This window comes from Methylibium petroleiphilum PM1, from assembly GCF_000015725.1.
Classification (GTDB): Bacteria; Pseudomonadota; Gammaproteobacteria; order Burkholderiales; family Burkholderiaceae_C; genus Methylibium; species Methylibium petroleiphilum.
In genome coordinates this window covers 379,473-406,358 of record NC_008826.1, presented here as the reverse complement: position 1 = coordinate 406,358, position 26,886 = coordinate 379,473, and the positions used below count along the sequence as shown (strand labels likewise).

At 70.6% G+C, this 26,886-nt stretch carries 28 protein-coding genes, 2 pseudogenes and 2 riboswitches; of the genes and pseudogenes, 4 read left to right on the top strand and 26 right to left on the bottom strand.

The window, feature by feature from the left end:
* Positions 1–87: 87 nt before the first annotated feature.
* Positions 88–2,997 (top strand): Tn3 family transposase, encoded by a 2,910-nt coding sequence (locus MPE_RS21735; protein WP_011831781.1) that lies wholly within the window; start codon positions 88–90, stop codon positions 2,995–2,997.
* A 286-nt stretch (positions 2,998–3,283) separates the two neighbouring features.
* Here MPE_RS21735 and MPE_RS21730 read toward each other — a convergent pair.
* Positions 3,284–3,564 (bottom strand): annotated as a pseudogene (locus MPE_RS21730) (transposase); the annotation flags it as partial.
* Between the two features lie 106 nt (positions 3,565–3,670).
* On the opposite strand from MPE_RS21730, the pseudogene MPE_RS24195 reads away from it, so the two are divergent.
* Positions 3,671–3,811: pseudogene (locus tag MPE_RS24195) on the top strand (IS5/IS1182 family transposase); the annotation flags it as partial.
* Between the two features lie 168 nt (positions 3,812–3,979).
* Here the strand turns inward: MPE_RS24195 and cobA are convergent.
* The 17 genes from cobA to MPE_RS21650 all read right to left on the bottom strand — a co-directional run bounded on the left by cobA (position 3,980) and on the right by MPE_RS21650 (position 17,929).
* Positions 3,980–5,425 (bottom strand): uroporphyrinogen-III C-methyltransferase, encoded by a 1,446-nt coding sequence (gene cobA / locus MPE_RS24940; RefSeq protein WP_011831813.1) that lies wholly within the window; start codon positions 5,423–5,425, stop codon positions 3,980–3,982.
* Positions 5,415–5,762: a (2Fe-2S) ferredoxin domain-containing protein gene (locus MPE_RS21720; protein ID WP_011831812.1), complete on the bottom strand. Its 348-nt coding sequence runs from the start codon at positions 5,760–5,762 to the stop codon at positions 5,415–5,417. The genes cobA and MPE_RS21720 overlap by 11 nt, the downstream gene beginning before the upstream one ends.
* Positions 5,759–6,226: an ATP-binding cassette domain-containing protein gene (locus MPE_RS24780; protein ID WP_237706435.1), complete on the bottom strand. Its 468-nt coding sequence runs from the start codon at positions 6,224–6,226 to the stop codon at positions 5,759–5,761. The genes MPE_RS21720 and MPE_RS24780 overlap by 4 nt, the downstream gene beginning before the upstream one ends.
* 21 nt (positions 6,227–6,247) lie before the next feature.
* Complete coding sequence (locus MPE_RS24775) at positions 6,248–6,505, bottom strand: ATP-binding cassette domain-containing protein (protein ID WP_049820968.1); 258 nt, start codon at positions 6,503–6,505, stop codon at positions 6,248–6,250.
* Entirely contained in the window at positions 6,502–7,263 is a 762-nt protein-coding gene (locus MPE_RS24935) for a TonB-dependent receptor (protein ID WP_148211120.1), read from the bottom strand. The genes MPE_RS24775 and MPE_RS24935 overlap by 4 nt, the downstream gene beginning before the upstream one ends.
* A gap of 199 nt (positions 7,264–7,462) precedes the next feature.
* A riboswitch (cobalamin riboswitch) is annotated at positions 7,463–7,707 on the bottom strand.
* A gap of 69 nt (positions 7,708–7,776) precedes the next feature.
* Positions 7,777–8,766, bottom strand: coding sequence for a precorrin-3B C(17)-methyltransferase (cobJ, locus tag MPE_RS21705; protein ID WP_011831810.1), 990 nt, complete (start codon positions 8,764–8,766; stop codon positions 7,777–7,779).
* Positions 8,763–9,602, bottom strand: a complete 840-nt coding sequence (locus MPE_RS21700) for a CbtA family protein (RefSeq protein WP_011831809.1) — start codon at positions 9,600–9,602, stop codon at positions 8,763–8,765. The genes cobJ and MPE_RS21700 overlap by 4 nt, the downstream gene beginning before the upstream one ends.
* Before the next feature lie 12 nt (positions 9,603–9,614).
* The gene (locus tag MPE_RS21695) at positions 9,615–9,803 is read right to left on the bottom strand and encodes a CbtB domain-containing protein (RefSeq protein ID WP_041930418.1); all 189 of its coding nucleotides are present in this window, start codon (positions 9,801–9,803) and stop codon (positions 9,615–9,617) included.
* Between the two features lie 55 nt (positions 9,804–9,858).
* Positions 9,859–10,266 (bottom strand): cobalamin biosynthesis protein, encoded by a 408-nt coding sequence (locus MPE_RS21690; protein ID WP_011831808.1) that lies wholly within the window; start codon positions 10,264–10,266, stop codon positions 9,859–9,861.
* Positions 10,263–11,027 (bottom strand): cobalamin biosynthesis central domain-containing protein, encoded by a 765-nt coding sequence (locus MPE_RS21685; RefSeq protein ID WP_011831807.1) that lies wholly within the window; start codon positions 11,025–11,027, stop codon positions 10,263–10,265. Before MPE_RS21685 ends, MPE_RS21690 begins: the two co-directional genes overlap by 4 nt.
* On the bottom strand, positions 11,024–11,848 hold the full coding sequence (gene cobI / locus MPE_RS21680) for a precorrin-2 C(20)-methyltransferase (protein ID WP_011831806.1): 825 nt from the start codon (positions 11,846–11,848) through the stop codon (positions 11,024–11,026). The genes MPE_RS21685 and cobI overlap by 4 nt, the downstream gene beginning before the upstream one ends.
* Positions 11,841–13,181 carry a bifunctional cobalt-precorrin-7 (C(5))-methyltransferase/cobalt-precorrin-6B (C(15))-methyltransferase gene (locus MPE_RS21675; RefSeq protein ID WP_011831805.1) on the bottom strand — a complete coding sequence of 447 codons (1,341 nt, stop codon included), beginning with the start codon at positions 13,179–13,181 and terminating at the stop codon, positions 11,841–11,843. The genes cobI and MPE_RS21675 overlap by 8 nt, the downstream gene beginning before the upstream one ends.
* Positions 13,174–14,280, bottom strand: a complete 1,107-nt coding sequence (locus tag MPE_RS21670) for a cobalt-precorrin-5B (C(1))-methyltransferase (protein ID WP_041930417.1) — start codon at positions 14,278–14,280, stop codon at positions 13,174–13,176. The genes MPE_RS21675 and MPE_RS21670 overlap by 8 nt, the downstream gene beginning before the upstream one ends.
* Complete coding sequence (locus MPE_RS21665; protein ID WP_011831803.1) at positions 14,277–14,954, bottom strand: precorrin-8X methylmutase; 678 nt, start codon at positions 14,952–14,954, stop codon at positions 14,277–14,279. The genes MPE_RS21670 and MPE_RS21665 overlap by 4 nt, the downstream gene beginning before the upstream one ends.
* A complete protein-coding gene (locus MPE_RS21660) occupies positions 14,929–15,825 on the bottom strand; it encodes a sirohydrochlorin chelatase (RefSeq protein ID WP_011831802.1) in 897 nt (298 codons plus the stop codon). The genes MPE_RS21665 and MPE_RS21660 overlap by 26 nt, the downstream gene beginning before the upstream one ends.
* The gene (cobM, locus tag MPE_RS21655) at positions 15,822–16,604 is read right to left on the bottom strand and encodes a precorrin-4 C(11)-methyltransferase (protein WP_011831801.1); all 783 of its coding nucleotides are present in this window, start codon (positions 16,602–16,604) and stop codon (positions 15,822–15,824) included. The genes MPE_RS21660 and cobM overlap by 4 nt, the downstream gene beginning before the upstream one ends.
* Positions 16,601–17,929, bottom strand: coding sequence for a cobyrinic acid a,c-diamide synthase CobB (locus MPE_RS21650; RefSeq protein WP_011831800.1), 1,329 nt, complete (start codon positions 17,927–17,929; stop codon positions 16,601–16,603). Before MPE_RS21650 ends, cobM begins: the two co-directional genes overlap by 4 nt.
* Before the next feature lie 80 nt (positions 17,930–18,009).
* Positions 18,010–18,244: riboswitch (cobalamin riboswitch) on the bottom strand.
* 833 nt (positions 18,245–19,077) lie between these two features.
* Here MPE_RS21650 and MPE_RS21640 point away from each other — a divergent pair.
* Both MPE_RS21640 and MPE_RS23610 read left to right on the top strand, forming a co-directional pair.
* Positions 19,078–19,584, top strand: coding sequence for a hypothetical protein (locus tag MPE_RS21640; protein WP_011831798.1), 507 nt, complete (start codon positions 19,078–19,080; stop codon positions 19,582–19,584).
* A 13-nt stretch (positions 19,585–19,597) separates the two neighbouring features.
* Positions 19,598–19,762: an AraC family transcriptional regulator gene (locus MPE_RS23610; RefSeq protein WP_011831797.1), complete on the top strand. Its 165-nt coding sequence runs from the start codon at positions 19,598–19,600 to the stop codon at positions 19,760–19,762.
* A 39-nt stretch (positions 19,763–19,801) separates the two neighbouring features.
* Here MPE_RS23610 and MPE_RS21635 read toward each other — a convergent pair whose 3' ends face one another.
* The 8 genes from MPE_RS21635 to MPE_RS24765 are packed head-to-tail and all read right to left on the bottom strand — an operon-like array spanning position 19,802 to position 26,885.
* Complete coding sequence (locus MPE_RS21635) at positions 19,802–20,668, bottom strand: EamA family transporter (protein WP_011831796.1); 867 nt, start codon at positions 20,666–20,668, stop codon at positions 19,802–19,804.
* Positions 20,665–21,447 carry a phosphonate metabolism protein PhnP gene (gene phnP, locus MPE_RS21630; RefSeq protein WP_011831795.1) on the bottom strand — a complete coding sequence of 261 codons (783 nt, stop codon included), beginning with the start codon at positions 21,445–21,447 and terminating at the stop codon, positions 20,665–20,667. The genes MPE_RS21635 and phnP overlap by 4 nt, the downstream gene beginning before the upstream one ends.
* Positions 21,438–22,025, bottom strand: coding sequence for a phosphonate metabolism protein/1,5-bisphosphokinase (PRPP-forming) PhnN (gene phnN / locus MPE_RS21625; RefSeq protein ID WP_011831794.1), 588 nt, complete (start codon positions 22,023–22,025; stop codon positions 21,438–21,440). Before phnN ends, phnP begins: the two co-directional genes overlap by 10 nt.
* A 22-nt stretch (positions 22,026–22,047) precedes the next feature.
* Positions 22,048–23,247 (bottom strand): alpha-D-ribose 1-methylphosphonate 5-triphosphate diphosphatase, encoded by a 1,200-nt coding sequence (locus tag MPE_RS21620; protein WP_011831793.1) that lies wholly within the window; start codon positions 23,245–23,247, stop codon positions 22,048–22,050.
* Positions 23,244–23,987, bottom strand: a complete 744-nt coding sequence (gene phnL, locus MPE_RS21615; protein WP_011831792.1) for a phosphonate C-P lyase system protein PhnL — start codon at positions 23,985–23,987, stop codon at positions 23,244–23,246. Before phnL ends, MPE_RS21620 begins: the two co-directional genes overlap by 4 nt.
* Before the next feature lie 11 nt (positions 23,988–23,998).
* Positions 23,999–24,850, bottom strand: a complete 852-nt coding sequence (locus MPE_RS21610; RefSeq protein ID WP_011831791.1) for an ATP-binding cassette domain-containing protein — start codon at positions 24,848–24,850, stop codon at positions 23,999–24,001.
* A complete protein-coding gene (locus MPE_RS21605) occupies positions 24,847–25,746 on the bottom strand; it encodes an alpha-D-ribose 1-methylphosphonate 5-phosphate C-P-lyase PhnJ (RefSeq protein ID WP_011831790.1) in 900 nt (299 codons plus the stop codon). Before MPE_RS21605 ends, MPE_RS21610 begins: the two co-directional genes overlap by 4 nt.
* Positions 25,743–26,885, bottom strand: a complete 1,143-nt coding sequence (locus MPE_RS24765) for a carbon-phosphorus lyase complex subunit PhnI (RefSeq protein WP_011831789.1) — start codon at positions 26,883–26,885, stop codon at positions 25,743–25,745. Before MPE_RS24765 ends, MPE_RS21605 begins: the two co-directional genes overlap by 4 nt.
* Between the last annotated feature and the right edge of the window lies 1 nt (position 26,886).

Below are 26,886 nucleotides of genomic sequence, written 5' to 3'. Positions count from 1 at the left end.
GGTAAGTTGTTGATTCGATGAACTTTCCTGTTGGCTCGCGCAGGGGCTTATCGTGGGCGGCCCGAGGCTTGAGTTGGGAGCGAGGCCATGCAAGGCTGGCAATCACCGTATCTGGGCCAGCGCGAGCTGCCGCGTGAGCTCAGCCAGTTTGAGCTGCAGGCCTTCTTCAGCTTCAGCCCCGCCGAGCGAGAGCTGATCGCGCGACGCCGCGGCGACGGTCTGCGGCTGGGCCTGGCGCTGCACATCGGCTTCGTGCGCATGACCGGCCGGCCGCTGAACAGCGTGCGCGTCGTGCCGAGCGTCCTGCTGGCCCACCTGGGCCGCGAACTCGGCATCGAGACTCCCGATCTGGCGTCCGTGCGGGCGCTGTATGCACGGGGCCGCACCCTGTTCGATCACCAACAGCTGGCCTGCGAGTCCCTGGGATTTGGCTGGATGACTGAGCACCAGCGTCGTGCGCTCGTGCGTGTGCTGCGCGATGAAGTCGCGCAGTGCGCCGACCGAGAACGTCTGATCGTCCACGCCCGGCAATGGCTGTACAGCCACAGGTTGCTGGTCTTGCGCGAGCGCGACATCCGCGGCCTGGTGGCGGCCGCCCTGAGCGAGCTCGAGCGCACGACGGCCGAGGCGGTTCGGCAGTCGGTTCCCGTCTCGACCCTCAAGCGCTGGAGCGCGGTGCTGGATGCCCCGCGTCCTGATGGACAACCCTGCCAGTCCTGGTTGTGGAGCGCGCCGGCCAAGCATTCCACGCGGCAGATAGCAGAGGTTCTGGAGCGAATCACTTGCCTGAAGGAGCTCGGCGTCGACCGCGCGCTGGCCGAGATCAACAACGTGCTGGTGCGCCGCTACGCGCGACGCATGGCCTCGCGAGCGCCGTCGGTCAACGCCCGCGTCAAGGAGCCCGCCCGGACCGTCGAGACGGCCTGCTTCCTGCGCTACTGCTTGCTGACGGCCACCGACCAGTTCATCCTCATGTTCCAGCGCCGCGTCGCCGATCTCTGGCGCCAATGTGCCGACGATGCGGTTGCCCCCATCGACTGGTCGCGGCAGTACCAGTTGCTGCTGCAGGAGTTGGCCGAGCTGGCCCGGGACGAAGCCGGCACGGCCGAACTGCGCACGCGCCTGCTCGAACTGGTCGCAGCCCGGCGCGCGCAGAGAACACCGAGCCGGGCCTCGGGCATCCGTCGGCAGTTGATCGCCGCCATCGCCCCGGTGCGCTCGCTGCTGGTGGCCGCTGGGAGCCTGTCGTGGACGGCCACGGGTGAGCACCCGGCGCTGCAGGCGCTGGACATCCTGCGCGCGCAGTACGCAGCCGGCGACAAGACCTTGCCTGTCGATGTCACCGCTGCACGGCTGGGGGCAGCGTGGCGCCAGGACATCGCTGACACCGACCGGGAGCGGGCGTTCCGGGCACTGGAAGTGGCCACCCTGTTCGCGCTGCGCCGGGGATTGCGCAATGGCTCGATCTGGATCGAACACTCGCTGAGCTTCCGAGGCCGCGAGCGGCTGTTCATCCCGGACGAGCGCTGGGAGGTTGAGGCCCGGCGCCACTACGCCAGGCTACAGATGCCGGCCAAGGCAGCGAACTACCTCGCGCCGCTGCTGGAGCGCGTGCGCGCCGGCGTCGACGCCGTGGCCACGGCGGTACGCACCGGCGCGCTGCGTGTCGACGACGAACTGCACTTGGCTCCGCTGGCGGCCGACGATGAGGACCCCGAAGTCAGCAGGCTGCGCAGCCGGCTCGATCAGCGCATCGGCGAAGTGCAACTGCCCGAGGTCATCCTGGCGGTGGACGCCCAGGTGCGCTTCAGCTGGATCATGCTCGCACGCGAGCCGCGATCTGGCCAGGAACTGCTGATGGTCTACGCCGGCATCCTGGCCCACGGCACCAGCCTGACTGCGGCCGAGTGCGCACGGATGATCCCGCAGCTGTCGGCCACCAGTATTCGCCAGGCTATGCGCTGGGCCGGTGACGAGCGGCGCCTGGCGCTGGCCTGCCAGGCGGTGCTGGAGCACATGCAACGCCAACCGATCGCCGCCACCTGGGGCCGAGCGGATCTGGCTTCGTCAGACATGATGAGCCTGGAGACCAGCCGCCGGGTCTGGCAGGCACGGCAGGACCCCAGGCGGCAGACGGCCTCGATCGGCATCTACAGCCACGTCAAGGACCGCTGGGGGATCTTCCATGCCCAGCCCATCGTGCTCAACGAGCGTCAGGCTGGCGCGGCCATCGAGGGCGTGGTGCGGCAGGAGAAGGTCGAGACCACGCAACTGGCTGTGGACACGCACGGCTACACCGACTTCGCCATGGGCCTGGCTCGGCTGCTGGGCTTCGATCTGTGTCCCAGGCTCAGGGAGCTCAATCAGCGGCACCTGTTCGTGCCGCGCGGCATGAAGGTGCCCGAGGAGATCGCTGCCGTGTGCGAGGCCACCATCGATACGGCCCTGATAGAGACCCACTGGGACAGTCTGGTGCATCTGGCAGCCTCGGTGATCACGGGCCACGCCAGCGCGGTCACGGCGTTGGCCAGGTTCGGCTCGGCCGCCCGAGGCGACCCGATCTACGACGCCGGCGTCCAGTTGGGCAAGCTGCTGCGCACGGCGTTCCTGGCCGACTACTTCGTCAACGAGGCGTTCCGCCGCGAGCTGCGACGGGTCCTCAACCGCGGCGAGGCGGTCAATGCGCTGAAGCGGGCGATCTACACCGGCCGTGTGGGGCCAGCGCAGGCACGGAGAGCCGACGAAATGCAAGCGGTGGCCGATGCGCTGAGCCTGCTGGCCAACATCGTGATGGCATGGAACACGGCGCAGATGCAGGTAGTGCTGGACCGGTGGGCCAATAGGCGGCAGATCGTGCCGGCCGAGCTGACCGGGCGCATTGCGCCCACGCGCCTTGAAGGCATCAACCTGCGGGGAGTCTTCCGCTTCCCGCTGGAGCGCTACGCGGGCCAGATCCTGCCGTCACAAACTGCAGTGAAAACAGGTGCTGCTGGCTGAGATCGACCCCACAAACAGGCCTTCAGCGGCCGATCGGAGGACCAACAGGAACTCATTGCCTGACAAGCACTTGCGCGCGGTCTGAAAGCGAACCCCGCGCCAATGCTGGCTCTACGGGCAGAGGCGTACCGTCACTTTTGGCACCGAAAACAAGGGGACCCCATGAGGCATGGCGGCGCGGGTGAACGCCGATCCGGTGAGGCGGGTGCGCTTGTTGGCGCGATCCCGCAGCAGTCCGGGGTCGCGCAGGGACGTGTTTTGGGGGGGTCGGGCATGGTTTGCGGACTCATGCGGCCGTTGCGGTCATCGCGGACGCGGGAGTGCCCGGACCGAGGAGTTGCGGCGCGAGGGCATGCGCATCAGGTTGTGCGCCAGCGCGTACAGCCTGACGACGCAGCGGACCTTGGCCAGCCCGCGCACCGGCATGCGCAACAAGCCCCGGTTGCGGGCCTGCGCGTTGACGCATTCGGCCGTGGCTGCACGATCCTTGTAAATCTCGCGCGCGGCGTCGGTGGCCATGCGGGCCCGCCATTGCGCCACCGCGTCGCTGTCGCCCGGCTTGGGCTCGAACTCGCTGCCCGGGGCGGGCGGCCCATCGCCGTCCTTGCCATCCTTCCACATGGTCAAAATACCAGACCTCTTGGCGTCCATTTTCGGGGGCCAGTTCACTTATGCCAACGCGCAATTGCGGCGCCGAGGACTGTCCAGGTTCAACGTCTGTGGCTTGACAAAGGCGCGAGCCGTGCTGCTGTGGCATGCCCTGGCGCGCAACCTGATGCGCATGCGCAGCCTGAACATCGCCTTCGCGGCCTGAACCCGGCGCGGCCCCAGGGCCTCGCCACGCACTCCTGCCGCCCCACAGTGCCGCCACGACCTCCGAAGTCGCCCCACTCGCCAGCGGCGACCTCGCCCGGCGCGTCTGACCGTAGCCATCCACGCCGGCCAACATCGGACCCATCAGGAACTGTGGCCAGCAATTCGTTCACGGCTTGTCAGCCGATCGACCCCAGGTGTCTTCGAACACCATGTCACCGAGCGGCTGGCCCTGACGCCAGTGCTCAGCCTGCAGCATCGGCTCGTCGTAGAAGGCATCGACCGGGCCAAGGCACAGCAGGCCCAGCGGCAAGGCGCCCTCAGGCAGCCCCAGCAGCGCGGCGACGGCCGCCGGCTCGAACATCGACACCCAGCCCAGGCCCAGGTTTTCCGCACGTGCGGCCAGCCACAGGTTCTGCGCCGCCGCCCCCACCGAACACAGCGCCATCTCGCGCGGCAGCGTACGGCGGCCGAAGACCGTTCCGTCGTCGGGCGCGAGCACCAGGGCCAGCAGCTCGGCGCACTCGCGCAGGCCCTCGACCTTGAGCCGCAGGAACTCTTCGGCACGCTCGCCCAGCGCCTGCGCCGTGCGCTCCCGCTCGGCGGCCACCTGCGCGGCCAGGGACTCGCGCAGCGCCGGGTTGGCGACGCGGATGAAGCGCCAGGGCTGCATCAGCCCCACCGACGGCGCCTGATGCGCCGCGCACAGTAGGCGCTCGAGCACGGCCGGGGCCAGCGCCGTCCCGCCCGCGAAGTGCCGCATGTCGCGCCGCGCGGCGATGACGCGGTAGACGGCATCGCGCTCGTTGGCATCGAAGTGCATGGTGCGCCGAAGCTCCGGCTGCGGCGCCACCGTGGGCCGATAGTCCGGGCTCAGGCTCACCGTCTCGCCGATGATCAGGAGCCCGGGCTGCGGGCCGTACGCGGGCGCGGCCTGCGCCAGCGCTGCTAGGCCAGTGGCGAGCACGCTTTGAGTCGCGCGCGTACCGTCGCGCACGATCGCGGCCGGCGTCTCGGGCGCCAGCCCGTGGGCAATGAGCCGCTGCGCGATCTGGGGCAGGCGCTGCACGCCCATGTAGAACACACGCGTCTGCCCGGGCCGCGCCAGTGCAGCCCAGTCCAGCGTGCGGCCGTGCGCACCCTCACCCTCGGCCAGATGCCCGGGCAGGAAGACGCAGCTGCTGACCAGGTCGCGGTGCGTCAGCGGGATGCCGGCGGCCGCCGCACAGCCGCCGGCGGCGGTCACACCGGGCACGACCTCGCAGGCGATGCCGGCGGCCTGCAACGCCAGTGCCTCCTCGCCGCCGCGGCCGAACACGAAGGGATCGCCACCCTTGAGCCGCACCACGCGCCGGCCCGCCCGGGCATGCTCGACCAACAGCGCATGGATGCCCGCCTGCGGCACGGCGTGGTCGCCCGAAGCCTTGCCCACGTACACCCGCAGCGCTTGCGGCGGCGCGAGCGCCAGCACCTCCGGCGCGATCAGCCGGTCATGCACCATCACCTCGGCCTGCTGCAGGCGCCGCAGGGCACGCAGCGTCAGCAGGTCCGCCGCACCCGGCCCGGCGCCGACGATGCACACCGTGCCGGCAGCGAAGCTCGGCTCATTCGACATGGCCGGGCCCGCGGTGGAACACCAGTTCGTCGACGGGCTGCCCGCCGACCAGGTGCTGCTCGATGATGCGGTCCATGTTCTGCGGCGTCACGTCGTAGTACCAGACCCCGTCGGGCTGCACGCACATCACCGGCCCGCCGTTGCAGGCGGCGAAGCAGCTGACGCGGCTGCGCTTGACGCGCAGTTCACCTTGGTGAAGGCCCACCGCCTTGAACTTGTCGCCCAGGCTGTCGAACAACACCTGCGACTGGCCGTCCTTCGTGCAGCGCGGCCCGGTGCAGATCAGGATGTGGCGGCGGTAGGCGCCGATCTTGGGTTTTTCAACAGGAAGGCTCATGGCGTGGTTTCCAGATGGGAGTCGGCCGGCAGCGGCTGCCAGGCCAGCAGGCAGGTTTCGCCCGCGTGGTCGATGCGCAGGGCGCTGACGCCGAAGGCGCGGGCGATCAAGGCTTCATCGAGCACCTGTGCAGGCGGGCCGTCGGCCAGCAGGCGGCCCTGGTGCAGCACGGCGATGCGGGTGCAAGAGCGCGCGGCGAGCGCCAGGTCGTGCAGCACCAGCGCCACGGCTCGGCCGCCATGGGACTGCTGGCGCAGCAAAGCCAGCACGCGCAGCTGATGGGCCGCGTCGAGCGCGGCCAGGGATTCGTCGGCCAGGACGACCTGCGGCTCGCCGGCCAGCAGCAGCCGCGCACGTTCGCCGCCGGACAAGGTGTGCGCGGCGGCCTCGGCAAAGCCCTGCGTCGCGGTGGCCGCCATCGCGCGCGATGGCGTCGCGCCCGCTGGGCCGCAGCGCATCGCCATGCGGCAGCCGGCCCAGCGCCATCACCTCGCGCCCCGGCAATGGCCAGTGCACGGCCTGGCCTTGCGGCAGGTAGGCAAGCTGCCACGCCCGGGCAGCAGCACCCGCCCCTGTGCGGCGCGCGTCAATCCGGCCATCGTGCGCAGCAGCGTGGTCTTGCCGGCGCCGTTGCTGCCGACGACGCCCAGCAGTTCGCCCGCACGCGGAGACAGGCTCGCATCGTGCAGCAATGTCTTGCCGCCGATGCGAACAGTCAGCCCCTGTGGGCGCAGAAGGCTCACGACAGGCTCCTCGCGTGCGCAGGGTTCAGGCCGTAGGCGATGTCGCCGGGCGTGGCGATGTCGCGGCCCCGGTAGAGGTCGGTCTTGGCGCGCAGGCGCCAATCCAGCGCCGGGGCCAGGCCGAGGCGCAGCGCATGGTTCTGCTGGCGGTACGCCGTGTTGGGCCGCTCGACGCCCTGGCCGGCGCTGAAGTCGCCCCGGTCGAACCAGGAACCGGCGTAGTCGAAATCCAGCGCGTCGCTCAGGCTGCCGCCGATGCGGCCGCGGAGTTCCTTCAGATCGAACTCGCCGAGCGAGATCTGCCCCGTGCCGGCCACGCCGCCGTGACTCTCGCGCGTGATCAGGTTCACCACGCCGCCCATGGCCTGCGCACCATACAGCGCAGAAGCCGGGCCCTTGAGCACCTCGATGCGTTCGATCTGGTCCAGGTTCACCAGGCTCGGGTTGGTAGACATCGCGGGCCGGCCATCGATCAGCGGCAGCCAGCGCTTGTTGATGCCCGAGAACTCGAGCCGGACCCCGCGAATGCCGACGCCCGACAGGTTGCCCGGGTACTGGATCACGTCGACGCTCGCGTTCTTCTTCAGCAGGTCGGCGAGCTCACGCGTCGGCGTGCGCTCGATGTCCTCGACGCGCTGCGGCGTGTCTTCCAGTCGCGCCGCCGTGCGCCGGCCCGTGACGACGATCGCGTCGAGCGCAGCCGGTTCTTCGGCGCACGCGGTGGCGCTCGCCAGCAGGGCGGTCAGGAAACTGGCCATGGACAGCGGCGTCAAATGGGGCGCGCGTCGGGCGCCTGGTTCGGTGGTTCTCACGTGGCATCAACTCCAGGAACGACCCGCTGCACGGGATGGCGCGATACCCACGCGAGTGAGCGCGGCGCGTTCGCCGCCATCCGCTCCCCGCGGCTGGTCGCATTGCGATGACCGCCACGATTCGCGTCGCGGCGGCGCGTCGCCACAGGCCGGTATCCGGGCTCGCGAGTCTTGGTGCATCGCCTTCCCAAGCGGTCCGCGCGCGTCGTCTCGGCGACGACGCCACGCAACCGTTCAGTGGCTGGCGCTCGATGGTTCGAGCGCCGTGGACGCACCCGCACTCGCCTACCGTTGCGGGGGCAGCCGGGGATTACGGCCGGCCTGGCATCCAAGCCAGGCCGGCCTACCCCGTTCCCGTTTGACCCGGACCATCGCTGGGCAAGGCACCTGGGGCGTGGGGGCGCGGCCGCCTTGCGGAGGTCGCGCCCGGGTTCGGTGTCTGGTGGTGTGGGCGCCCCTTCAGGTTTCGGTGTCTTCGGCCGCGGCTTCGGGCTGTGCCTCGATCGGCTCGGCCAGGGTCGCGGCGATGTAGTCGGCCGGCAGGCGGTGTCGCGCGGCGAGCTGCTCGATGCTCTCGCCGCCGGCGTGGTCGTCCAGCAGGTTCTCGAGCCAGCCGTTCAGCCCGGTCGACAGCGAACGCCCCGGCCTCTCGCCCTCGCGCGTCTCGCCGCCTTGCTCAATGTCGTACTTGTTGGCGTAGCCGCGCGGCGTGACCATCAGGCCGTCGCGCACGAAGGTGTGGCTGTTGCCGATCAGCACCGTGCTGAGCATGCCGATGTCGGCCTCGCACATCGTTTCCAGCGTGCGGAACTCGATGTGCTGCCGCCGCCGGTAGGCGCTCTTGACGATCGCCACCGGCGTGTCGGCCCGGCGGTGGCGCAGGAACAGGCGCTGTGCCTCGACGATCTGGCGCGTGCGCCGGCCGCTCTTGGGGTTGTAGAGCGCGACGACGAAGTCGGCCATCGCCACCGCGTCCAGCCGCCGCGCGATCACCGGCCAGGGCGTCAACAGGTCGCTCAGCGAGATGGCGCAGAAATCGTGCGTCAGCGGCGCGCCCACCAGCGCGGCACAGGCGTTGAGCGCGGAGGCGCCAGGCACGATCTCCACTTGCACCGCGTCCTCGGGCGTCCAGCCCGCCTGGAACAGCACCTCGTAGGTGGGGCCGGCCATGCCGTAGACGCCCGCGTCGCCCGAGGAGATGAGCGCCACCTTCTTGCCGGCGCGCGCGGCTTCGAGCGCGCTCACCGCGCGGTCCAACTCCTCGGTCATGCCCTTGCGCACGACCTCCTTGCCCTCGATCAGGTCGGCCACCAGCTTGATGTAGGTGACGTAGCCCACCACCACGTCGGCCTCGGCGATGGCTTCGCGGGCCCGCTGGGTCATGTGGCCCACGCTGCCGGGGCCGATGCCCACCAGCATGATCTTGCCGGCAGCCTGCGTCGTTCTCATCGAGAAGCTCCGATCGCCGGCGCAGCGCTGGCTGCGTTGGTCCGCATCTCGGCCAGCACCGGCTGCAGCCAGCGAGCGAAGAGCGCGCCGCCGATCACGCCCAGCGAAGCCCAGAAGGACAGCGACACCCAGGTCGTGGCCCAGACGAAGTCGCGCCCGAGTTGCGCCAGCCGAGCATGGGCCTCGCCGCTGAACCCGGCCAAGGGGTCCGCGACCTGCGGCGCGCGGACGACGAACGGCAAGGCCAGCAGCACCGCAGCTGCGATCCAACGCCAGCGCGCGGTGCTGAAGGCGAGCATCCCGCAGGCTCCTGCGGCGCCGGCGGCGGCCAGCAGCCACCAGGCCTGGCGCGCGCGCAGGTCGGCTGCGTCCATGCCGGGCACTTCGGCCGGCAGCCCAAGCGAAGGCCACAGGTGCAGGCTGAGCCAGCCCGCGGCGGCCACCGCCAACGCCAAGCGCGCCATGCCGCCGCTCCCACCGCGGCGCCAGACCCAGGCGCCCATCACGGCGAACAACAGCATGGCCATGCTGAAGCTGTGCAGCACGTTGGCCACCCAGGTCCAGAAGCCGCGTTCCGCGCCGTCCGCAGGCGACCATGCGGCTTCATCGTGGTGGTGCTCAGCGGCGGCATGCTCGTGCCCGCCCGCTGCGGCCCCTTCGTGAACGGGCTCGTGCGTGTGTTCGTGTGCGGGTGCCGGCGCTGCCGCCTTCTGGTCCTCGAAGCGCTCCGCCGCAAGGATGATGGGCAGCGCCTGCCAGCGCTGCATGGCGAATTGCAGGCTGCCCACCAGCAGCGCGGCGGCCAGCGCGCACCAGACCAAGCGTCGGAACAGCATGGCTGCGCCCTTTCAGTGGCAAGGTTTGACGGTGACGTGGCGCACGTCGTGCGCGGCGTTGTGCGCCAGCGGGCTCTCGGCAAAGGCCACGCCGTAGAGCACCGCCAGGCCCAGCGCCGCCGCGGCGGCGAGCTGGCGCGGCACCAGGCGCGAGGCGGTGGCCGGGATGCCCTGTGCGGGGGAGAAGTTCTGTGCGGTCATGGTTGGGTCCTTTCGTTGAGGTTGCAGGGGAGATTGCGGAGAAGTGGGCCGGCCTTCAGGAGAGCTCGGCGCAGCAGGCGATGGACACCGTCGCGCTGCGCCCGTCGGTGCCACGAAACTTGTGCTTCTCGACGAGCAGCGCGGGTGCGCCATCGTCGGCCTCGGCCGCCAGCAGCGCGGCGGCCTCGCTGACCGAAGGCGTGCCGGTGTAGCGGCGCACGACCTCCGAGGGGTTGGGCACGGGCACGGCGGCCAATTCGTCCGGGCGGTAGAACACGATGTCCCAGCCTCGCTGCGCGGCCAGCACCAGCAGCCCAGGTTCATCAGCCTTCAGCGTGATGCTGGCAACACTGGCCACGTCAGCCAGATCCACCCGCGCGAGGGTGAGCGCCTCGACCACCGCTTGCGCGATCGTCTCCGCAGGCGTGCCACGGTCGCAGCCGATGCCCAGCGCGATCTTCATGCATCCGCCTCGCGGGGCGGGCGGTACACCACCAGACGCTCGTGCAGGCGCTGCCACAGCGCCTCAGGCACCTCGGCATGGGTGATCCACAGCACGGCCTTGAAACGCGCCGGGTCGACCGCATCGAAGCGGTCGAAGCGCTGGATGTGGGGCGGCAGCGGCGTCGGCCGTGTCCACCAATGCGGGCTGCCGGCCTCCTGCACCACGGCCACCGGTTCTTCGTTGACCACGGCGGCCGAGACGCGGGTGATGTTGATCTTGGGCGCCTCGACCCGCCAGCCCAGCTCGCGGCCGAGGATGTCCACCGGAATGGTCTTGCCCACGTCCGATGCGGTGGTCAGCACCGGCGTGGCGCGCAGCAGAGCCGCCACCTGCTCCGCCATCGCATTGGCGCCGCCGACGTGGCCCGACAGCACCGGGATCACGAACTGGCCGGCGTCGTCGACCACCAGCACACCCGGGTCTTCGTCCTTGCTCTTCAGGTGCGGCGCGATCAGGCGCACCACCGCGCCGAGCGACACGAAGAACACGATCTGGTCGTAGCGCTCGAACAAGCCGGCGATCTCGTCCTTGAAAGCGCCGGCGTAGGCCGCGACCGGGTTGGGCAGTCCCTGCATGGCGTCGGCGAACTTGGCCGACACGCACACAGCGGCCTGCGGCATTTGCCGCGCCATCGCCGCCACCTGCGCAGCGCCGTGCTTGGTGATGGCCACCAACACCACGCGAACAGGGGCCGGGTTAGGTTGATCCGTGGCACTCATAGCTCGATCTCGATTTCCATCGGCCCGGCAGGAGCCGACATCGGTGACGTCTTTTTCAGGCAGCCCTTGATGCGTTCGCCGCGCACACGGTACGGGTTGGGCACCAGCATCAGCGACAAGTAGCTGACCTTGCTGCCGCGCAGGGCCAGCATCTCGGCGCCGCGCAAGACACGCTCGTCGGGCGCGCCGCAGCGCTCGATGAAGGACGCGCCATCGAGCAGATCTCGCGCTTGCAGCCAGTCGAACAGCTCGTCGACCAGCGGCTTGACCTTCAGCAGCACCAGCGTGTCGAAGTCGGCCAGCAGGCGGTCCAGTGCGGCAACACCATAGGCCGCCGGCACGATGGCCACGGTGTCGTCCTGTTCAGACAGTGGCTGCCCCAAGGTGGCGCAAGCAGCGGTGAAGGCGTTGACGCCGGCCACGGTCTGCACCTCGATGCGCCCGTCCAGCGAGCGCACGGTACGCGCCAGGTGCCCGAAGGTGGCGTAGGTGCTGGCGTCGCCTTCCACCAGGAACAGCACGTCGCGGCCGGCCTGTAGCCGCGGCAGCACGGTCTCGGCTGCGCGCAGCCAAGCCCGGCCGAGCTTCTCGCCGTCGTGCGTCATCGGGAACAGCAGGCAGTGGTGCTCTGTCGGTGGCAGCAGGCCAGCGCGCTGCACGATGTCGAACGCGTAGCTCGGCGTCTTGGTGCTGCGCGCGGGATAGGCCCAGACGGTGTCGCGACGCTCGAGCAGCGCCCAGGCCGTACGCGTGATCAGGCCCGGGTCGCCCGGGCCGAGGCTGACACCGATCAGCCGGCCGATGCGCGGATCGTCACTCATCGGCGCGCTCCATGGCGGTCGAGGCCGCCGGGGCGCCGGCCCCAGCCTGCGCGCAGACGATCCACACCGGATTCTCGGCCGCCATGCGGTGCATGTGCAGGATTGGCTTGCTGCGCGAGGCCTGCAGCAGCACGACATCCCAGGCCGCGCCCAGCTCGCGCAGCGTGGCGGTCGCGGTGTCCAGGTTCTCCAGCGTCACGAAGTTCATCACCAGGTGCCCCCCGGGCTTCAGGCGCCGCAGGGCCAGCGCGATCAGCTCGGCCAGCTCGCCGCCCGAGCCGCCGATGAACACGGCGTCGGGGTCCAGCCAGCCGTCCAGGTGCGCGGGCGCCTTGCCATGCACCAGGGTGTGGTTGCCCACGGCCATCGTCGCGCGGTTGCGCGCCGCGATGGCCACGTCGCCCTCGTTCTTCTCGATCGCGTAGACGTGGCCAGCCTGGCAAAGGCGCGCTGCCTCCAGGCCCACCGCGCCCGAACCGGCACCGATGTCCCAGACGATGCTATCTTCGCGCAGCTGCAGCCGCGCCAGCGACACGGCGCGCACCTCGTGCTTGGTGATCAGGCCCTTGTCGGGGTGGCGCTGTTCATAGCGGTCATCCGGCAGGCCGAAGCGGACCGGCTGCGGGCGCGCCGCGCTGCGCCACAGCAGCAGCACGTTGGGATCGGCAAAGCGTTGTTGGGCCGCCTCGGCCACGCCGAGATTGGTGACGACGCGCTCGTCGGGCTGCAACAGCCGTTCCGCCACGGCGAGCTGAAACTCGTCGGCCAAGCCCTCGGCCAGCAGCAGCCGCGCGACGCGGTCGGGCGTGTTGTCGGGGCTGGTCAACACGGCCAGCCGATCATGGTGGCGCAAGACCCGGGCCAGCGGATACAGGCCGTGGCGCGGATCGGCGCCGACGCTCCACTCGCCGGCATCCTTGGCATGGATGCTGACGATCTTCAGCTCCTGCCACACCAGGCGGACGCGCGCACAGGCGATCTGGATCGTCGACAGGTTCGGCAGCACCTCGATGGCCTCCAGGCACAACTGCATCGCCAGCGTGCCAGCAATGCCGTGGCACAGCGGGTCGCCGGTGGCCAGCACCACGCAGCGCCGGCCGGCCGCCTGTGCGGCGCGCACGGTCTCGGCCACGGCGGCGATGCCGGCGATGGGGTGGCGCTCGGCCTCCGGGGCGATGCGCGCCTCCAGCAGATCCAGCGTGCGGCGCGCGCCGATCACGACATCGGCCTGGGCCAGTGCACGCAGCGCGGCGGCACCCAGGCTGGCGGCGCCATCGTCCAGCACGCCGACGACGTGGCAGCGCGGAGGCCGCAGGTCAATGGATTCAGTCATCGGATGAAGCCTCGGCGATCTTGCGACCATCGAAATCGCACACCAGCACGTCGAGGCGGAAGCGCCCCGGGTAGCGGCCGGTCACGGTGCTCACCACCTTGCGCGCCAGTGCACCGTGGAAGGCATCGACCAGGCCGAGCACCTGCATGCGCTCGGCCGCGAAGCGCGCCGTCTCGGCCGCCGCGATGGCCGCACATTCGTCGGGCGGCGCGCCGATGCCGGCGGCGAGCTCGGCCAGCAGCGCGGTGTCCACCTCGGCCCGGTTGGCGTGGGTGATGGTCTCGCCCTGCGCGATCTTGGTCAGCTTGCCCACCATGCCGCCGATCACCACGCGCTGCAGCTTCATCTTCCCCGCGGTGTCGAGCGCGTAGCGCAGGAAATCGCCCATCTGCACGAAGCAGGCCTCGGGCAGCCCCGGCAGCTCGGCGACAGCGAACTTCTCGGTGCGCCCGCCGGTCGTCAGCACCACGGTGCCGGCACCGGTGCTGGCCGCCACTTCCACGCCCTGCACCACGCTGGCCCGGTAGGCCGCGGTGCTGTAGGGCTTGACGATGCCGGTGGTGCCCAGGATGGAGATGCCGCCCAGGATGCCCAGCCGGGCATTGAGCGTCTTCTTCGCCATCTCCACGCCCTGCGGCACTGAGATCGTCACCTCCAGGCCATCGTGCGTCAGCAGCGTGGCGCCGGCCTCGCGCACGTTGTCCTCGATGCTGCGGCGGGGCACGGGGTTGATCGCCGGGCCGCCCACGTCCAGGCCCAGCCCGGCCATGGTGACGGTGCCGACACCGAAGCCGCCGAGCAGCACGAAAGCATCGGCCTGGCCGGGCAGGCGCCGCACGTCGGCGGTGAGGTGGGCCTTGTCGGTGCAGTCGGGGTCGTCGCCGGCGTCCTTGATGACCATCGCGTGAGCGGCCTCGGCATCGCAGCGGCCGTCCTGCACGTCAAAGCGCGCGCGCTGGCCGTTGGGCAGCAGCGCCTCCACCGTGGCCGGCACCTGGCCGTCCACCAGACCCAGCACCGCCGCACGCGCCGCCGCGGCCGAGCACGCACCGGTGGTGAAGCCGGTCCGGGTGCCACGCTTGACGGTCTTCTCCATCATGAGCACGGGCCCTCCGCCGTCTCCGCCAGGCCCAGCAGCGCGTGGATCGCGGCCACCACCAGGGTCGAGCCGCCCTTGCGGCCGTCGATGACGAGCCACGGCACCTCGGTCTCCTCGCTCATCAGCGCCTTGGCCTCCGCCGCCGAGACGAAGCCCACCGGCATGCCCACGACCAGAGCTGGCCGCGCCCCGTGCTCGCGGATCAGGCGCACCACCTCGATCAGCGCGGTCGGGGCATTGCCGATGCCGACGATGGCGCCGTCCACGAGACCCAGCCGGTGGGCCTTGCGCATGGCCTGCACGGCGCGGGTCGTGTCCTCGGCACGGGCCGCCGCGATCACGTCCGCATCGGCGATGAACTGATGCGTCGTCATGCCGAAGTGGCCCAGGCGCGGCGCCGACAGACCCACGCAGATCATCTCCACGTCAGCGACGACGCGGCTGGCGCGCGAGCGCACGGCCGCCAGCCCGGCGCGCACCGCCTCGGGATGGAAGCGGGTCAGGCCGTTGAAGTCGAAGTCGGCGTTGGCATGGATCATCCGCCGCACGATGGGCCACTGCTCGGGGCCATAGGCATGCGGGCCGGCCTCGCGGTCGATGACCGCGAAGCTGTCGTGCTCGATCGCCTGGCCGGCGCGCGTGAGCTGCTCAGTGACCGTGTTGGGCGTGGCCATGCTGATCGTGGTGTTCGTGGTGCTCATGGGCGCGAGCGTGGTCGTGCCCATGGCCCGGCCCGTGATGGTGCCCCTGCCACTGCGCGGCCTCGTCGCTGACCGGCACTGCGTGCTCCGTTCCGCGCAGCAGGCCGCCGACGCGTTCGGCCAGCAGCTGGGCGATCTCGGGCTCGAAGCCGAAGTACGAGCCCAGCGCGAATCGCAGCTGCGGATACTGGCTGCGCAGGTGTTCCACTTGGCGGCCGATGCGCTGGATCAGCGTGCCGGTGAACAGGTAGTAGGGCAGCACGACGATCTGGCGCATGCCCAACTGCGCCTGGCGCTGCACCACGCGCTCCAGCCGCGGCCAGGCGATGCCGGTGAAGGCGAGGTCCACCAGCTCGTGCTCGCCTTCTTCGAACAGCCAGCGCGCCATGCGCGCCATCTCGCCGTTGGCTTCTCGGCTGGACGAACCGCGTCCCAGCAGCACGATGCCAGTGCCCGCCGGGTCGGGCATGTCCAGCGCCTGCATGCACTGGCGCAACTGCCGCTTCAGGATGGCCAGCACCGGCTCGCAGACACCCAGGTGCGGTGCGTAGTCGAAGCGCACGCCGGGGTGGCGCTGGCGCGCCCGCGCGATGTGCGACGGAATCTCGATGTTGACGTGGCCCGCTGCATTGAGGATCAACGGCACGACGATCACACGCCTCGAGTCCTTCGCGGCCAGCTCCAGCCCCTGCTCGACCTCGACGTCAGCGAACTCGATGAAGCACAGCTCGGTGCGCCACTGCGGATGGCACTCGCGCCACTGCGCCGCGAAACGCTCGATCTCGTCGTTGCCGCTCTTCTCGCGCGAGCCGTGGCCCACGAGCAGGATGGTGTCGGCGGTCATACGCTGGCCCTTCTGAAGCGGTGGGTGAATGCCGCGTCGTAGAGCTTGGACTTGGCGAGTTCGGGCCAGCCGCGCGCGCCCAGTGTGGGGCTGGCGATGACCATGGCCTGGCTGACGATGCCGCCCTCGCGGCAAAGCTGTTTGATAGTGGCCAGCGTGCCGCGCACGATGCGCTCTTCGCCCGGCCAGCTGGCCTTGTGCACGACCAGCACCGGCGCGTCGTCGGGCCAGCCGGCTTCGCGCAGGCCGGCCTCGACCTTGTGCAGCAGCGTGATCGACAGGAAGATGCACAGCGTGCAGCGGTGCGCGGCGAGCTCACGCAGCGATTCGCCCTCGGGCATCGGCGTGCGGCCTGCGACGCGGGTGAAGATGGTCGTCTGCGTGACCTCGGGCAGCGTGAAGCTCACCACCGCCGCGGCGGCTGAGGCCATTGCCGACGACACCCCCGGCACCACGGCGACGGGCACGCCGACCGCGTCCAGTGGCTGCACCACCTCGATCAAGGTGCCGTAGAGCGCGGGGTCGCCGGTCTGCAGGCGCACCACTGTCTGGTGTGCTGCCGCTCGGGCGATCAGCCAGGCCGCGATCTGCTCCAACGTCATGCCCTTGCTGTCGGCGATCTCGCAGCCGGCGGGCGCCCAGCGCGTGGCCGCCTCGTTGACCAGCGAGCCGGCGAACAGGATGGCCCCGGCGCGTGCAATCAGGTCGCGGCCCTTGACCGTGATGAGATCCGGGTCCCCTGGGCCGGCACCGACGAACCACACCGTACCGGGGCTCATCGGGCGCCTCCATCGGGAGCGAACAGGCGCGCCACCGCGCGCGGGTTCGACGGGAAGTAGGCGTGGAAGTACGAGGCCGTCAGCCGCCCGCTGCGGTACACCGCTTCTCCGCGCCGCCCCGCGCGGGCCGGTGTGGTGGAGCACAAGGGCGCGAGCGGAGTCTGCAGGCGCGAGTAGTGGAAGCTGTGACCTCGCAGCGTGCCCTCGGGCACCGTCGCTTCGTGCAAACCGATGTTGGCGAGTCGCGCTTGCATCACCGCTTCGCCCTGCAGCAGGCCGGCCATCACGGCGCGCCGGCCCTGCGCGTCGGTGAGCGCATCCAGCAGGAACAGCAGTCCACCGCATTCGGCCAAGAGCGGCCGGCTAGCGGCATGGTGCTCGCGCAGCGCCTGGTGCAGCAGCCGGTTCGCGCTCAGCGTGTCCAGGTGCAATTCGGGGTAGCCGCCGGGCAGCCAGACCGCGTCGCAGGGGGGCAAGGCCGCGTCATTCAGCGGCGAGAAAAAACACAACTCGGCACCCAAGGCTTCGAGCTGCGCCAGGTTGGCCGGGTAGATGAACGCGAAGGCCGCGTCGCGCGCGACCGCGATGCGCACGCCTTGCAGCGGCGAGTCCAGGCCGCGAAGGTCACTGATCTGCGGCGCTTCGAAACTCACCTCGGGCGGCAACTCGGCCGCATCCGGCCCGAGTGCGGCAGCGGCCCGGTCCAACCGCGCATCCAGGTCAGCGAGCTCTCCGGCCTGCACCAGGCCCAGGTGCCGCTCGGGCAAGGCGATCAGCTCGTCGCGCGCCAGGCTGCCCGACCAGCGCAAGCACGCGGGCAGGCTGTCGCGCAGCAGCGCGGCGTGGGACTCGCCGGCCACGCGGTTGGCCAGCACGCCGGCCAGCGTCAGCCCGTCGCGATAACGGGCGAGGCCCAGCGCCACGGCACCGAAGGTCTGCGCCATTGCACTGCCATCGATCACCGCGAGCACGGGCAGGCCGAAACGCAAGGCCAGGTCGGCGCTGGACGGTTCGCCGTCATGCAAGCCCATCACGCCTTCGACCAGGACCAGGTCCGCCCCTGACGCTGCCTCGTGCAGCAGCGCGCGGCAATGCGCCTCGCCGCCCATCCACAGGTCCAACTGGTGCACGGGCTCGCCGCTCGCACGGGCGAGCACCATCGGGTCGAGGAAGTCGGGCCCGGTCTTGAACACTCGCACGCGGCGCCCGCGCTGCCGGTGCAGACGCGCCAGGGCCGCCGTCACGCTGGTCTTGCCCTGCCCCGAAGCGGGCGCGGCAATCAGCAAGGCGGGGCAGCGCACAGGGCGCACCGCGGAAACAGGCATCGGCAAAGACTCGGACAGACCAGCCGGCCGCCTGCTTCCCCGCAGGCCGCCGTGTACAGGCACGCAGCACCTTCGGCACATGCGCACCCACCCAGTTGGCCGGTCTCCGGGCTGACGGACTTTCCCGTGTGCCCTTCCCACAGGCCAAAACCTGCAGTGGGCGACTCACACGGGTCGAGGCGCAAGCACCTCGTCCGCTTACCGTTGCGGGGGCAGCTCAGGTTGGATCTGTTCCGGCGGAACGCGTCTTCCTGATTCCCGTTTCACTGCGCCGACCGAATGGCCGACGCGAGCACCAACGTAATTTCATCGTAGCACAAGCGGATCACGCGGTGCGAGCAGCAGTCTTGTCCAACGAGGTATGAGCCTGGAGGGGTTCTGGCTGCGGCGGTTGGGCGGCTGAGGGGCAGCCGGCGCAGCGCGTCGATCATCGAAGCGATGGTGATCGACATGAACGAAGCGCAAGTGCGCACCGTGGAGCAGGTGCGGCAGGTGCTGGAGGGGACGCAGACGCTGGAGTTCCGGCGCGCCGAAGACGACACGCGGGGCGCTGCAGCTGGATCGACGCCGTACTGCGGCGCTTTGACTACCGCCAGCTGCTGCGCGAGGACCGCGCGCCGGTGTTGGCCTACTTGCAGCGCCTGAGCGGCTACAACCGTGCGCAGGTCACCCGGCTGGTCTCGCGCTGGGCTGGCGGCAAGCCGCTGGTTAAGCAGTACCGCGCCCCGGAGCAGGCTTTGCGCGGCGCTACACGAGCGCCGACGTGGCCCTGCTGGCCGAGGTGGACCGCGCCATGGGCACGCGCTGTCGGGTCCGGCCACGGCGTGCGTGCTACGCCGGCTACCGCGCCCAACGCGTGGTGCTGACCAAGACACAGCCCACCAAGGCCGCCACCGATCGTCTTCACCAACGCTCCACAGTGCCCGGACAGGCGTCCGGCACGACGACTTGCCTGGCGAAGGGTCGAAGCGACCCTGTGCCAAGCCGTGTTCGGTCGATCAGGAGAGGAGCGGCGGCGCGCGAGGCAGCGCGCGCACCCATGCGAAGAGCGTGCGCAGCGCTGCCAGGAAAGCCTACGGGACTTCGTCGCGCAGGTCGTGACCGAGCGCTGCAGAGCCCGGCGCGGACGACAGGCCCAGGGTCGGTGCGTGACTCGAACTCTGGCGGGCCCGAGCGTACACGAGGGCGACAAGCTCTGGGAGTACGCGGTGCTGGTGACCGACGTGGCCTACCCGCTGGAGTCGATCGGGCAGATCTACCGCGATCGGGCAGACGCGGGGAACGCCTTCGACGAGCTGAAGAACCAGTGGGGGCTCGGGGGCTTCACCACGCAGGACATCAACCGCTGCCAGACCGTGGCTCGGGCCTGCGCGCTGGTCTACAAGTGGTGGAGTTGGTACTGCCGGGCGGCGCACCCGACGGGCCGGCTGGAAGCCATCACCAGCCGGCCGCTGCTGCTGGCGGCGGTGGGCAAAGCGGCCAGCCATGCCAACCAGACCACGCTGTACCTGACGCCGCTGCACGGCCGGTCCCAAGTGCTCAAGCGGCTGATCACCAACATCGGCATGGCGTTGCAGCACGTCAAGGCTGCTGCGGAGCAGCTCAAGAACCTGGCCCGCTGGGGCTGCCGGCGACAGGGTAACTGCCGGATTTAGGCTGACCCTGGCGATGTCCGAACTGCGCGCCGGAGGATTGCTGAAGGGCGTGGCCGACGCGGTGGGGTATGGCAGCGCGACGGCATTGTCCAAGGCCTTCAAGCAACGCTACGGCGTGGCGCCGCGGGACTGGCGCAGGGCCGACCAGGCGGCCGACGAACTGGCGCCGGAAGGCTGAAGTCTGCCCTGGGACGCGCAGTCACCAACGAGCCCCGCCCTACAGCGTCCGCCCCACCCCGATGAACGCCAGTCCGGCGCAGACCACGCCGGCAGCCACCGCCCGCTGCTGCCACTGGACCCGCTCCTGGAACACGACCATCGACATCACGGTCGCCAGCACGATGCCGGCATTCGTGTAGGCCACGACCTCGGCGGCCGGCAGCGTTCGCATGGCGTGGATCACCAGGGCATAGGCCGTGCCCACGCACACGCTGCCCACCAGCAGCACCGATGCGCGCGGTCGGGCCTTGGGTATCCAGCGCCCCGTGCTGCGCCGAAGCCGCCAGCTCATGGCCAGCCAGGCCGCGAGGTAGCCGACGCTGAGGTAGCCGAGGATGCCACCGAAGCCGGCGATGTGCGCGGTGGCGGCCTTGTCCGAGAGCGAATACACGCTGGTCGCCAGCATGGCCAGCAAGGTCCAGGGCAGCGCCCGCCCCTCGTCGCTGCCGCGCGCCGTGCGGGCCATCAGCACCAGGCCCACAACGCTGATGGCGATGCCGATCCACGCCAGCGCCCCCAGCGACTCGCCGAAGAAGAGCAGGCTCCAGGCGGCGATCAGCAGCGGCGAGCTGCGCACCAGCGGGTACACGTAGGCCACCGGCGCGTGCTGGTAGGCCCGGTGCAGCCCGTGGAAGTACAGCACGTTGGCCGCTGCCGAGGTCAGCAGAAGGGCCAGCAGGTGGACGCTCCACTGGGCATCGATGACGAACCGGACGACGCCCCACGGCGCGACCAGGACCAGATGGCCCAGCAGCACCCACCACAAGGGCTCGGCGTCACGCGGCTGGTGGCGGGCGATCAGGTTCCAGGTCACGTGCATCAGCACGGACAAGCCGATGGCAACGACCGCGAAGCCGTCGGTCATGGGTGGCCGAGCGGCTGCCCGCGGCCCAGCTCGATCTGTTCCCCATCCCGCGCCACCGACACATTCCCGGCCAGAGCCGGATTCGTCTGCATCATCCACGCATCGAGGGCATGGCCGATGTGCGTCAGCCACGCCCGGCGCGGGGCCACGCGCTCGATCGTGTCCAGCGCCATCGGCCAGTCGTTGTGGCCGCGCGGCGGCGCCTCCTGCGGCGGGAAACTGCAGTCGAGCGCCAGCCCGTCGGCCTGCCAGGCCTGCAGGAACGTCTCGGTCTGGGGCGGCAGGCCCAGCGTATCGGTCAGGTAGGCGAACCGGGCCCCGTCCTCGGCCTGCACGGCATAACCGAAGGTCGGCTTGGAGTGCACCAGGGGCAAGGGCGTGAAGCTCAGGGCCCCGATGCGTTGCGGCTCCAATTTGGCCAGGCGCTGGAAGTCCAGCAGGCCCGGATGTTTGTACAGGTCGGCGCAGCCCTCGGCGTCGGGCGGCGCGTGCACCGGGATCGGCGCACCGCGCCCCCACCGCAGATGAAACAGGCCCTGCACGTGGTCGGGGTGGAAGTGCGTCAGCACGATGGCGTCGAGCGCGCCCGGCACAAAGCGCTCGTGCAGGTCTGTCAGCCCGGCGTCGACCAGCACCCGGGTGCCCGCGTGCTCGATCAGGGCGCTGCACGGACGCCGCATCCGGCTCGGGTCGCGGGCCGCCCGTTCGCAGGCCACGCAAGTGCAGCCGTACAGCGGCACGCCGCCGGCCGCGCCGGTACCCAGGAAGGTCACGCGCACAGCGGCTGCCCGGCGTGCTGGCGCACCAGAGCCACCAGCAGGTCCCCGGCGCGTTCCAGTGGTCCGTCGTTGGTGATCACATGGCCCGCGCAGGCCGACTGTGTGGTCTGCTGAGGAACAGCCTGCATGCGGCGATGCCGTTCCAGCCGCTGCTCGACCGACGCTGCATCCTCGCGACCCCGCGCCAGCAGGCGCGACCGCAGCACCTCGGTGGGCACCTCGATGCGCACCGCCAGCAGTTCCGGGAAGCGCCGGCCGGCCTCGCCCAGGTACTCGCGCGAGCCGTTGACCACCACCGAGGCGCCCTTGGCCAGCCACTGGTTGATCTCGATGCCGATGCCGTAGGCGTGGCCGTGGCTCTCCCAGGCCAGCGCGAACAGCCGATTGCGCAGGCGACTGGCGAACTCGGCGGGGGTCAGCGCGACATGGTTCTCGCCACCGGCGTCGGCGGGCCGGGTGATGTAGCGGTGCGCGAACACCACGCCGGGGTCGTCGGCCAGCTTCTCGCGGGCATAGCGCAGCAGGCTGTCCTTGCCGCTGCCCGAAGGGCCGACCACATAGATCAATCGTGCGGACATGGCAGTCTCCAGGCAAGCCGCCTCAGGCGTGGTCGAAGTGCGCGCTCAGCGCCGGGGCACCGTGCACCCACACGTACTCGGCCTGCGGCAGGCCGCCCAGCGCCTTCACCGCGATGAGGTCGGCGCGCAGGCCACTGGCGATGCGACCGCGGTCGTGCAGCCCGGCCGCCCGTGCCGGGTTGGCGGTCACCAGCGCCACGGCCTCGTGCAGGCCGATGCCGGCCAGTTCGGGCAGGCGCAGCACCGAGGGCAGCAGCGCGGCGGGCGAGTAGTCGCCGCACAGGCAGTCGGCCACGCCTTCGAGCACCGCGTCGAGCGCGCGCATCGAACCGGACTGGGACTTTCCGCGCAGCACGTTGGGTGCGCCGAACAGCGTGGCCAGCCCCTGCGCCCGCGCGGCCCGCGCCGTCGCGAGGTTGACCGGGAATTCCGAGATCGCCGCACCGAAGGCAACGACGGCCTCGACCTTCTCCGGCGAATCGTCGTCGTGGCTGGCCACCGCCACGCCGCGCTCGCGTGCCACCTGGGCCACCTGCGCGATGCGCTCGGCCGCGCCCAGCGCCGCGGCCTGCTTGCGCGCCACGATGGCGTCGAGTTCCGCCTCGCTGGTCTTGTAGCTTCGGGCCAGGTAGCTGCGGAAGGCCGTCACGTCCTTGAACTGCCCCTGACCCGGCGTGTGGTCCATGAAGCTGACCAGGTGGGCCTGGCCCTGCTGCAGCAGGTCCACCAGGAAGGGCGGCGCCGACTCGTCGGTCACTTCATAGCGGGCGTGCACGCGGTTGTCCACCAGCGCATGCGGCTGCCACGCCGTCACGGCACGGGCGATGTCGGCGGCGAAGGCGTTGTTGCGCACGCCGAGTTCGTGGTTGGCGAAGGACAGCGCGTGGAACACCGTCGTGATGCCGGCCGCGGCATTGCGCTTGTCGGCCTGCGCACACGCGAAGTCGAGCGGGAAGTGCACGCCCGGCCGCGGCTCGACCTCCTTCTCCAGCGCATCGCAATGCAGGTCGATCATGCCTGGCATCAGGATGCGCCCCGTCAGGTCGATCTCGCGGGCGCCTGCGGGCGCCGCGCTCGGGCAGATGGCCTCGATGCGCCCGTCGGCCACCAGCACGGCGGCGTCGTCGAGGGTGGTGTCGGCCAGCACCACGCGCGCGTGGGTCAGGTACAGCATCGGGGCCGCGTGGTGGGCGATGGAAGAGGTGGTGGTGGATGTCGTCATGCCGCCTGCCTATGAGGTTGATCCGCACTGGCGCTGCCGCCCGGGAGCGACGGATGCGGCAACACCCGCACCTCGCCATCGGCCAGCGCGCTCACGAGCGCCGGGTCGTGGAAGATCGCCAGCATCGCGGTGCCGGCGGCCTTGAGTTCGCGCAGCAACGCGATCGCGCAGTCGCGGGAGACCTGGTCCAGGCTGGCCGTGGGCTCGTCCAGCAGCAGCAGGCGCACCGGGCGGATCAGCCCGCGCGCCAGGTTGATGCGCTGCTGCTCGCCGCCGGAGAACGTGGCCGGCGCAACCGCCCACAGGTGCGAAGGCACGTTCAGCCGCCGCAGCAGCTCGGCCGCACGCTCGCGCGCCTGCGCCAGCGGCACGCCGGCATCGACCAGCGGCTGCGCCACCACGTCCAGCGCGCTCTTGCGCGGCAGGCAGTGCAGGAACTGCGTGACGCTGCCCAGCTCGGTGCGCCGCAGGGCCAGCATGTGCTGCTCGCTGGCCGTGGCCAGGTCGGTGAGCGCGCCATCGGCCTCGCGCAGCCACAGGTGGCCGCCGGTGGGCAGGTAGGTGCGCCAGACGCACTTCAGCAGCGAGGACTTGCCGGCGCCCGACGGCCCGGTGATGGCCAGCAGCTGCCCGGGATGCAGCTCGAGGTCGACCTGGAAGGTCGAAGGAATCCGGCGCGCCTGCTCGTGCAGGAAGAAGTGCTTGTCGAGCTTGTCGGCCTTGAGGATCCAGGGGGTCATGGCGCGGTCCCTCACAGTGCCGAGGCCACCAGCTGCTGCGTGTACGCATGCTGGGGGTCTTCGAGGATCTGGTCGGTCAGGCCGGACTCGACGACACGGCCCATCTTCATCACCAGCGTGCGCGAGGCCAGCATGCGGATCACGCCCAGGTCGTGGGTGACGGCGATCATCGACACGCCCAGTTGGTGCTGCAGCTCCAGGATCAGGTCGAGGATGCGCGCCTGCACCGACACATCCAGGCCCGTCGTCACCTCGTCGAGGAACAGCAGCGGCGGGTCGGTGGCCAGCGCGCGGGCGATCTGCACCCGCTGCTGCATGCCGCCCGAGAAGCGCCCGGGCAGCTCGTCCATGCGCGTGGCCGGCACCTCGCAGCGCGACAGCAGCTGCATGGCGCGTTCACGGATGTGCGCGTAGCGCATCTCGCCGCTCATCAGCAGCCGCTCGGCGATGTTGCCGCCGGCGCTGACCTGGAAGTTCAGGCCCAGGTGCGGGTTCTGGTAGACGATGCCGAAGCGCCGGTTGCGCAGGCGGCGGGCCTGCTGCGCGTTGAGCGCCAGCAGGTCGATGGCCTCCGCGGGCGCGTCGGGGTCGCGAAACCGCACGCTGCCGCGCGTCGGCGCATCGTCGCCGTACAGCAGCCGCACCAACGAGGACTTGCCGCTGCCCGACTCGCCCATCACCCCCAGCACCTCGCCGCGCATCAGGCTGAAGCTCACGTCCGCGCAGGCCACCACGCTGCCGCAGTGCGGGCAGACGTTGGTGCCGGCCTCGGGGCCGGTGGATTCGATGCAGCGTGTGCAGCCGCTGCCGTGAAGCCGGGTCAGGCCGCTCACGTCCAGGATGGCATCGGGCTTCGTGTTCATGCCGCCTCCCGCGTGTCTTGGGCCGCCGACTGCGCGTTCAGGCGCTCCAGACAGTGGCCAGCGTCCGAGCACTGGTGCGTCCTGCGCCCGTCCTCGCCGATCAGCTCGTCCAGGAAGCTGTCGGTGGCGCCGCAGCGCGCACACGCGAAGCGCCGGCCGGTGGCCGGGTCGGTGAAGTCCTCGACGCGAAAGGCCACGTCGTCGAAGGTCAGCGGCACCGCGTCGGTGTGCGGCGGCACGGCATAGATCTTCTTCTCGCGCCCGGCCCCGAACAGGTACAGGCACTCGGCCTGGTGCAGCTTGGGCACGTCCCAGCGCGGGATCGGGCTGGGGTCGATGACGTAGTGGCCGGCGATGCGCGTCGGGTAGCGGTGCGAGATCGTGATCTCGTCGAAGTGCACCATGTCCTCGTACAGCTTGACCCACAGCCGGGCGTAGTCGCCCTCGCCGTGCATGGTCTTGCGCCGCTCCTCCGACGGCTCGACCACCACCAGCGGGTCGGGGTACGGCACCTGCAGCACGAGGATCTGGTCGGCCCTCAGCGGCCGTTCGGGGATGCGGTGCCGCGTCTGGATCAGCGTGGCTTCGCCCGCGTGCGGGGTGGTGCGTGTGCCGGGACAGGTCAGCTCGACGAACTGGCGCAGGTTGACCGCGTTGACCGACTCGTCGGCCCCCTGGTCGATCACCTTGACGGTGTCGGTAGGGCCGATCAGGGCCAGTGTCAGCTGCAGCCCGCCGGTGCCGAAGCCGCGTGCGATCGGCATCTCGCGCGAGGCGTACGGCACCTGGTAGCCGGGCAGGCACACCGCCTTGAGCATCGACCGGCGCAGTTCCTTCTTGGCGCGGTCGTCCAGGAAGCCGAAGGCATAGCCGGCGCTGCGGTGGGTGGTGCTCATGCCTGGCCTCCAGAGATCGGCTGCTCGGCGGGCACGGCCTGATGGGGCTGCCCTGTCTGCCTGGCCCGCGTCGCGCGCAGGCGGTCCATGTCGGACTGGAAGGTCACGTAGTGCGGCATCTTGTAGTGAGTGCAGAAGCCCATCGAGTCGACTCCGTCGATGTGCAGCAGCACGAACTCGGGGTCTTCGCTGGGGTTGTCGGGGGTGCCCGCCATGCCCTTCTGCAGCGAGCGGTCGAGGATGGCCATCGAGATCGCCTTGACCTCGTTGTGGCCAAAGCAGGCGCCGTAGCCGAGCGAGAACACCGGCTTCGCCCCGGGCTCCTCGGTCGGTGTGTACATGGCCACCACCTCGCATTCGGTGACCAGCACCTCGCCGGCCTCGACCGGCTCGCCGGTCAGCGGGTGCGGCAGCATCAGCGGCACGTAGCCCACGCGCAGCTCGGCCACCGTCGGGTGCACGTCGCCGTAGCCGCGCATGTTGGAGTAGGCGATGGCCAGCATCGAGCCCGTCTCGGCGCGGCTCATGGTGGCCAGGGCCGCACTGCGCGACACCGGGAACACCAGCGGGTCGCGGGTGATGTCGAAGGCCGGTGCCGCCGCGTCGGGCGGCGCCGGGAGCAGGCCCTCCGCGCGCAGGGCGTCCACCACCTTCGGGAAGCTGTCGGGCAGGTCCGGGCTCGGCAAGTCGTGCAGCCACTCGCGCGCCAGGGCCTGGAAGGCCTCGCGGCCTTCGGCCAACTGCTCGAAGCGGAACAGGCGCTGCAGGTAGTCCGGCGTCGGGCCCAGCATCTGGCCGCCCGGGATCTCCTTGAAGGCCGAGGAGATGCGGCGCACCAGGCGCATGCCGCCACCGTCGTGGGCGTCGGTCACCGCCAGGCGCGCCCGCGTCGAGCGGAACGCCCGCAGGAAGAACGCCGCCTCCAGCGTGTCGCCCGCGGCCTGCTTGAGCGCCAGCGCCGCCAGGTCGGGGTCGTACAGGCCTCCTTCACCGATGACGCGCCCGGTCAGGAAGTGAAGCTGATCCCGCACGGCATCCACCGCCAGCGGCGCGCCGCCTCCTTGTGCGCGCAGGAACTCCAGCACGCGGGCGGCTTCGCGGATGGCTGTCTCTCCGCCCTTGATGGCCACATAGCCCATG

Coding starts and splice junctions, on each gene's coding strand:
- cobA (WP_011831813.1), bottom strand. CDS start 5,425: ATGTCGAATGAGCCGAGCTTCGCTGCCGGCACGGTGTGCATCGTCGGC.
- MPE_RS21610 (WP_011831791.1), bottom strand. CDS start 24,850: ATGAACACGAAGCCCGATGCCATCCTGGACGTGAGCGGCCTGACCCGG.
- cobI (WP_011831806.1), bottom strand. CDS start 11,848: ATGAGTGACGATCCGCGCATCGGCCGGCTGATCGGTGTCAGCCTCGGC.
- MPE_RS21605 (WP_011831790.1), bottom strand. CDS start 25,746: ATGAGCACCACCCACCGCAGCGCCGGCTATGCCTTCGGCTTCCTGGAC.
- MPE_RS21660 (WP_011831802.1), bottom strand. CDS start 15,825: ATGACCGCCGACACCATCCTGCTCGTGGGCCACGGCTCGCGCGAGAAG.
- MPE_RS21735 (WP_011831781.1), top strand. CDS start 88: ATGCAAGGCTGGCAATCACCGTATCTGGGCCAGCGCGAGCTGCCGCGT.
- MPE_RS21700 (WP_011831809.1), bottom strand. CDS start 9,602: ATGCTGTTCCGACGCTTGGTCTGGTGCGCGCTGGCCGCCGCGCTGCTG.
- MPE_RS21690 (WP_011831808.1), bottom strand. CDS start 10,266: ATGAAGATCGCGCTGGGCATCGGCTGCGACCGTGGCACGCCTGCGGAG.
- cobM (WP_011831801.1), bottom strand. CDS start 16,604: ATGAGCCCCGGTACGGTGTGGTTCGTCGGTGCCGGCCCAGGGGACCCG.
- MPE_RS21670 (WP_041930417.1), bottom strand. CDS start 14,280: ATGATGGAGAAGACCGTCAAGCGTGGCACCCGGACCGGCTTCACCACC.
- cobJ (WP_011831810.1), bottom strand. CDS start 8,766: ATGAGAACGACGCAGGCTGCCGGCAAGATCATGCTGGTGGGCATCGGC.
- phnN (WP_011831794.1), bottom strand. CDS start 22,025: ATGTCCGCACGATTGATCTATGTGGTCGGCCCTTCGGGCAGCGGCAAG.
- phnL (WP_011831792.1), bottom strand. CDS start 23,987: ATGACCCCCTGGATCCTCAAGGCCGACAAGCTCGACAAGCACTTCTTC.
- MPE_RS24780 (WP_237706435.1), bottom strand. CDS start 6,226: ATGGCGATGCGCTGCGGCCCAGCGGGCGCGACGCCATCGCGCGCGATG.
- MPE_RS21675 (WP_011831805.1), bottom strand. CDS start 13,181: ATGACTGAATCCATTGACCTGCGGCCTCCGCGCTGCCACGTCGTCGGC.
- MPE_RS24765 (WP_011831789.1), bottom strand. CDS start 26,885: ATGGGCTATGTGGCCATCAAGGGCGGAGAGACAGCCATCCGCGAAGCC.
- MPE_RS24935 (WP_148211120.1), bottom strand. CDS start 7,263: ATGGCCAGTTTCCTGACCGCCCTGCTGGCGAGCGCCACCGCGTGCGCC.
- MPE_RS21720 (WP_011831812.1), bottom strand. CDS start 5,762: ATGAGCCTTCCTGTTGAAAAACCCAAGATCGGCGCCTACCGCCGCCAC.
- MPE_RS23610 (WP_011831797.1), top strand. CDS start 19,598: ATGTCCGAACTGCGCGCCGGAGGATTGCTGAAGGGCGTGGCCGACGCG.
- MPE_RS21620 (WP_011831793.1), bottom strand. CDS start 23,247: ATGACGACATCCACCACCACCTCTTCCATCGCCCACCACGCGGCCCCG.
- MPE_RS21685 (WP_011831807.1), bottom strand. CDS start 11,027: ATGAGTGCCACGGATCAACCTAACCCGGCCCCTGTTCGCGTGGTGTTG.
- MPE_RS21635 (WP_011831796.1), bottom strand. CDS start 20,668: ATGACCGACGGCTTCGCGGTCGTTGCCATCGGCTTGTCCGTGCTGATG.
- MPE_RS21650 (WP_011831800.1), bottom strand. CDS start 17,929: ATGCCTGTTTCCGCGGTGCGCCCTGTGCGCTGCCCCGCCTTGCTGATT.
- MPE_RS21695 (WP_041930418.1), bottom strand. CDS start 9,803: ATGACCGCACAGAACTTCTCCCCCGCACAGGGCATCCCGGCCACCGCC.
- MPE_RS21665 (WP_011831803.1), bottom strand. CDS start 14,954: ATGGCCACGCCCAACACGGTCACTGAGCAGCTCACGCGCGCCGGCCAG.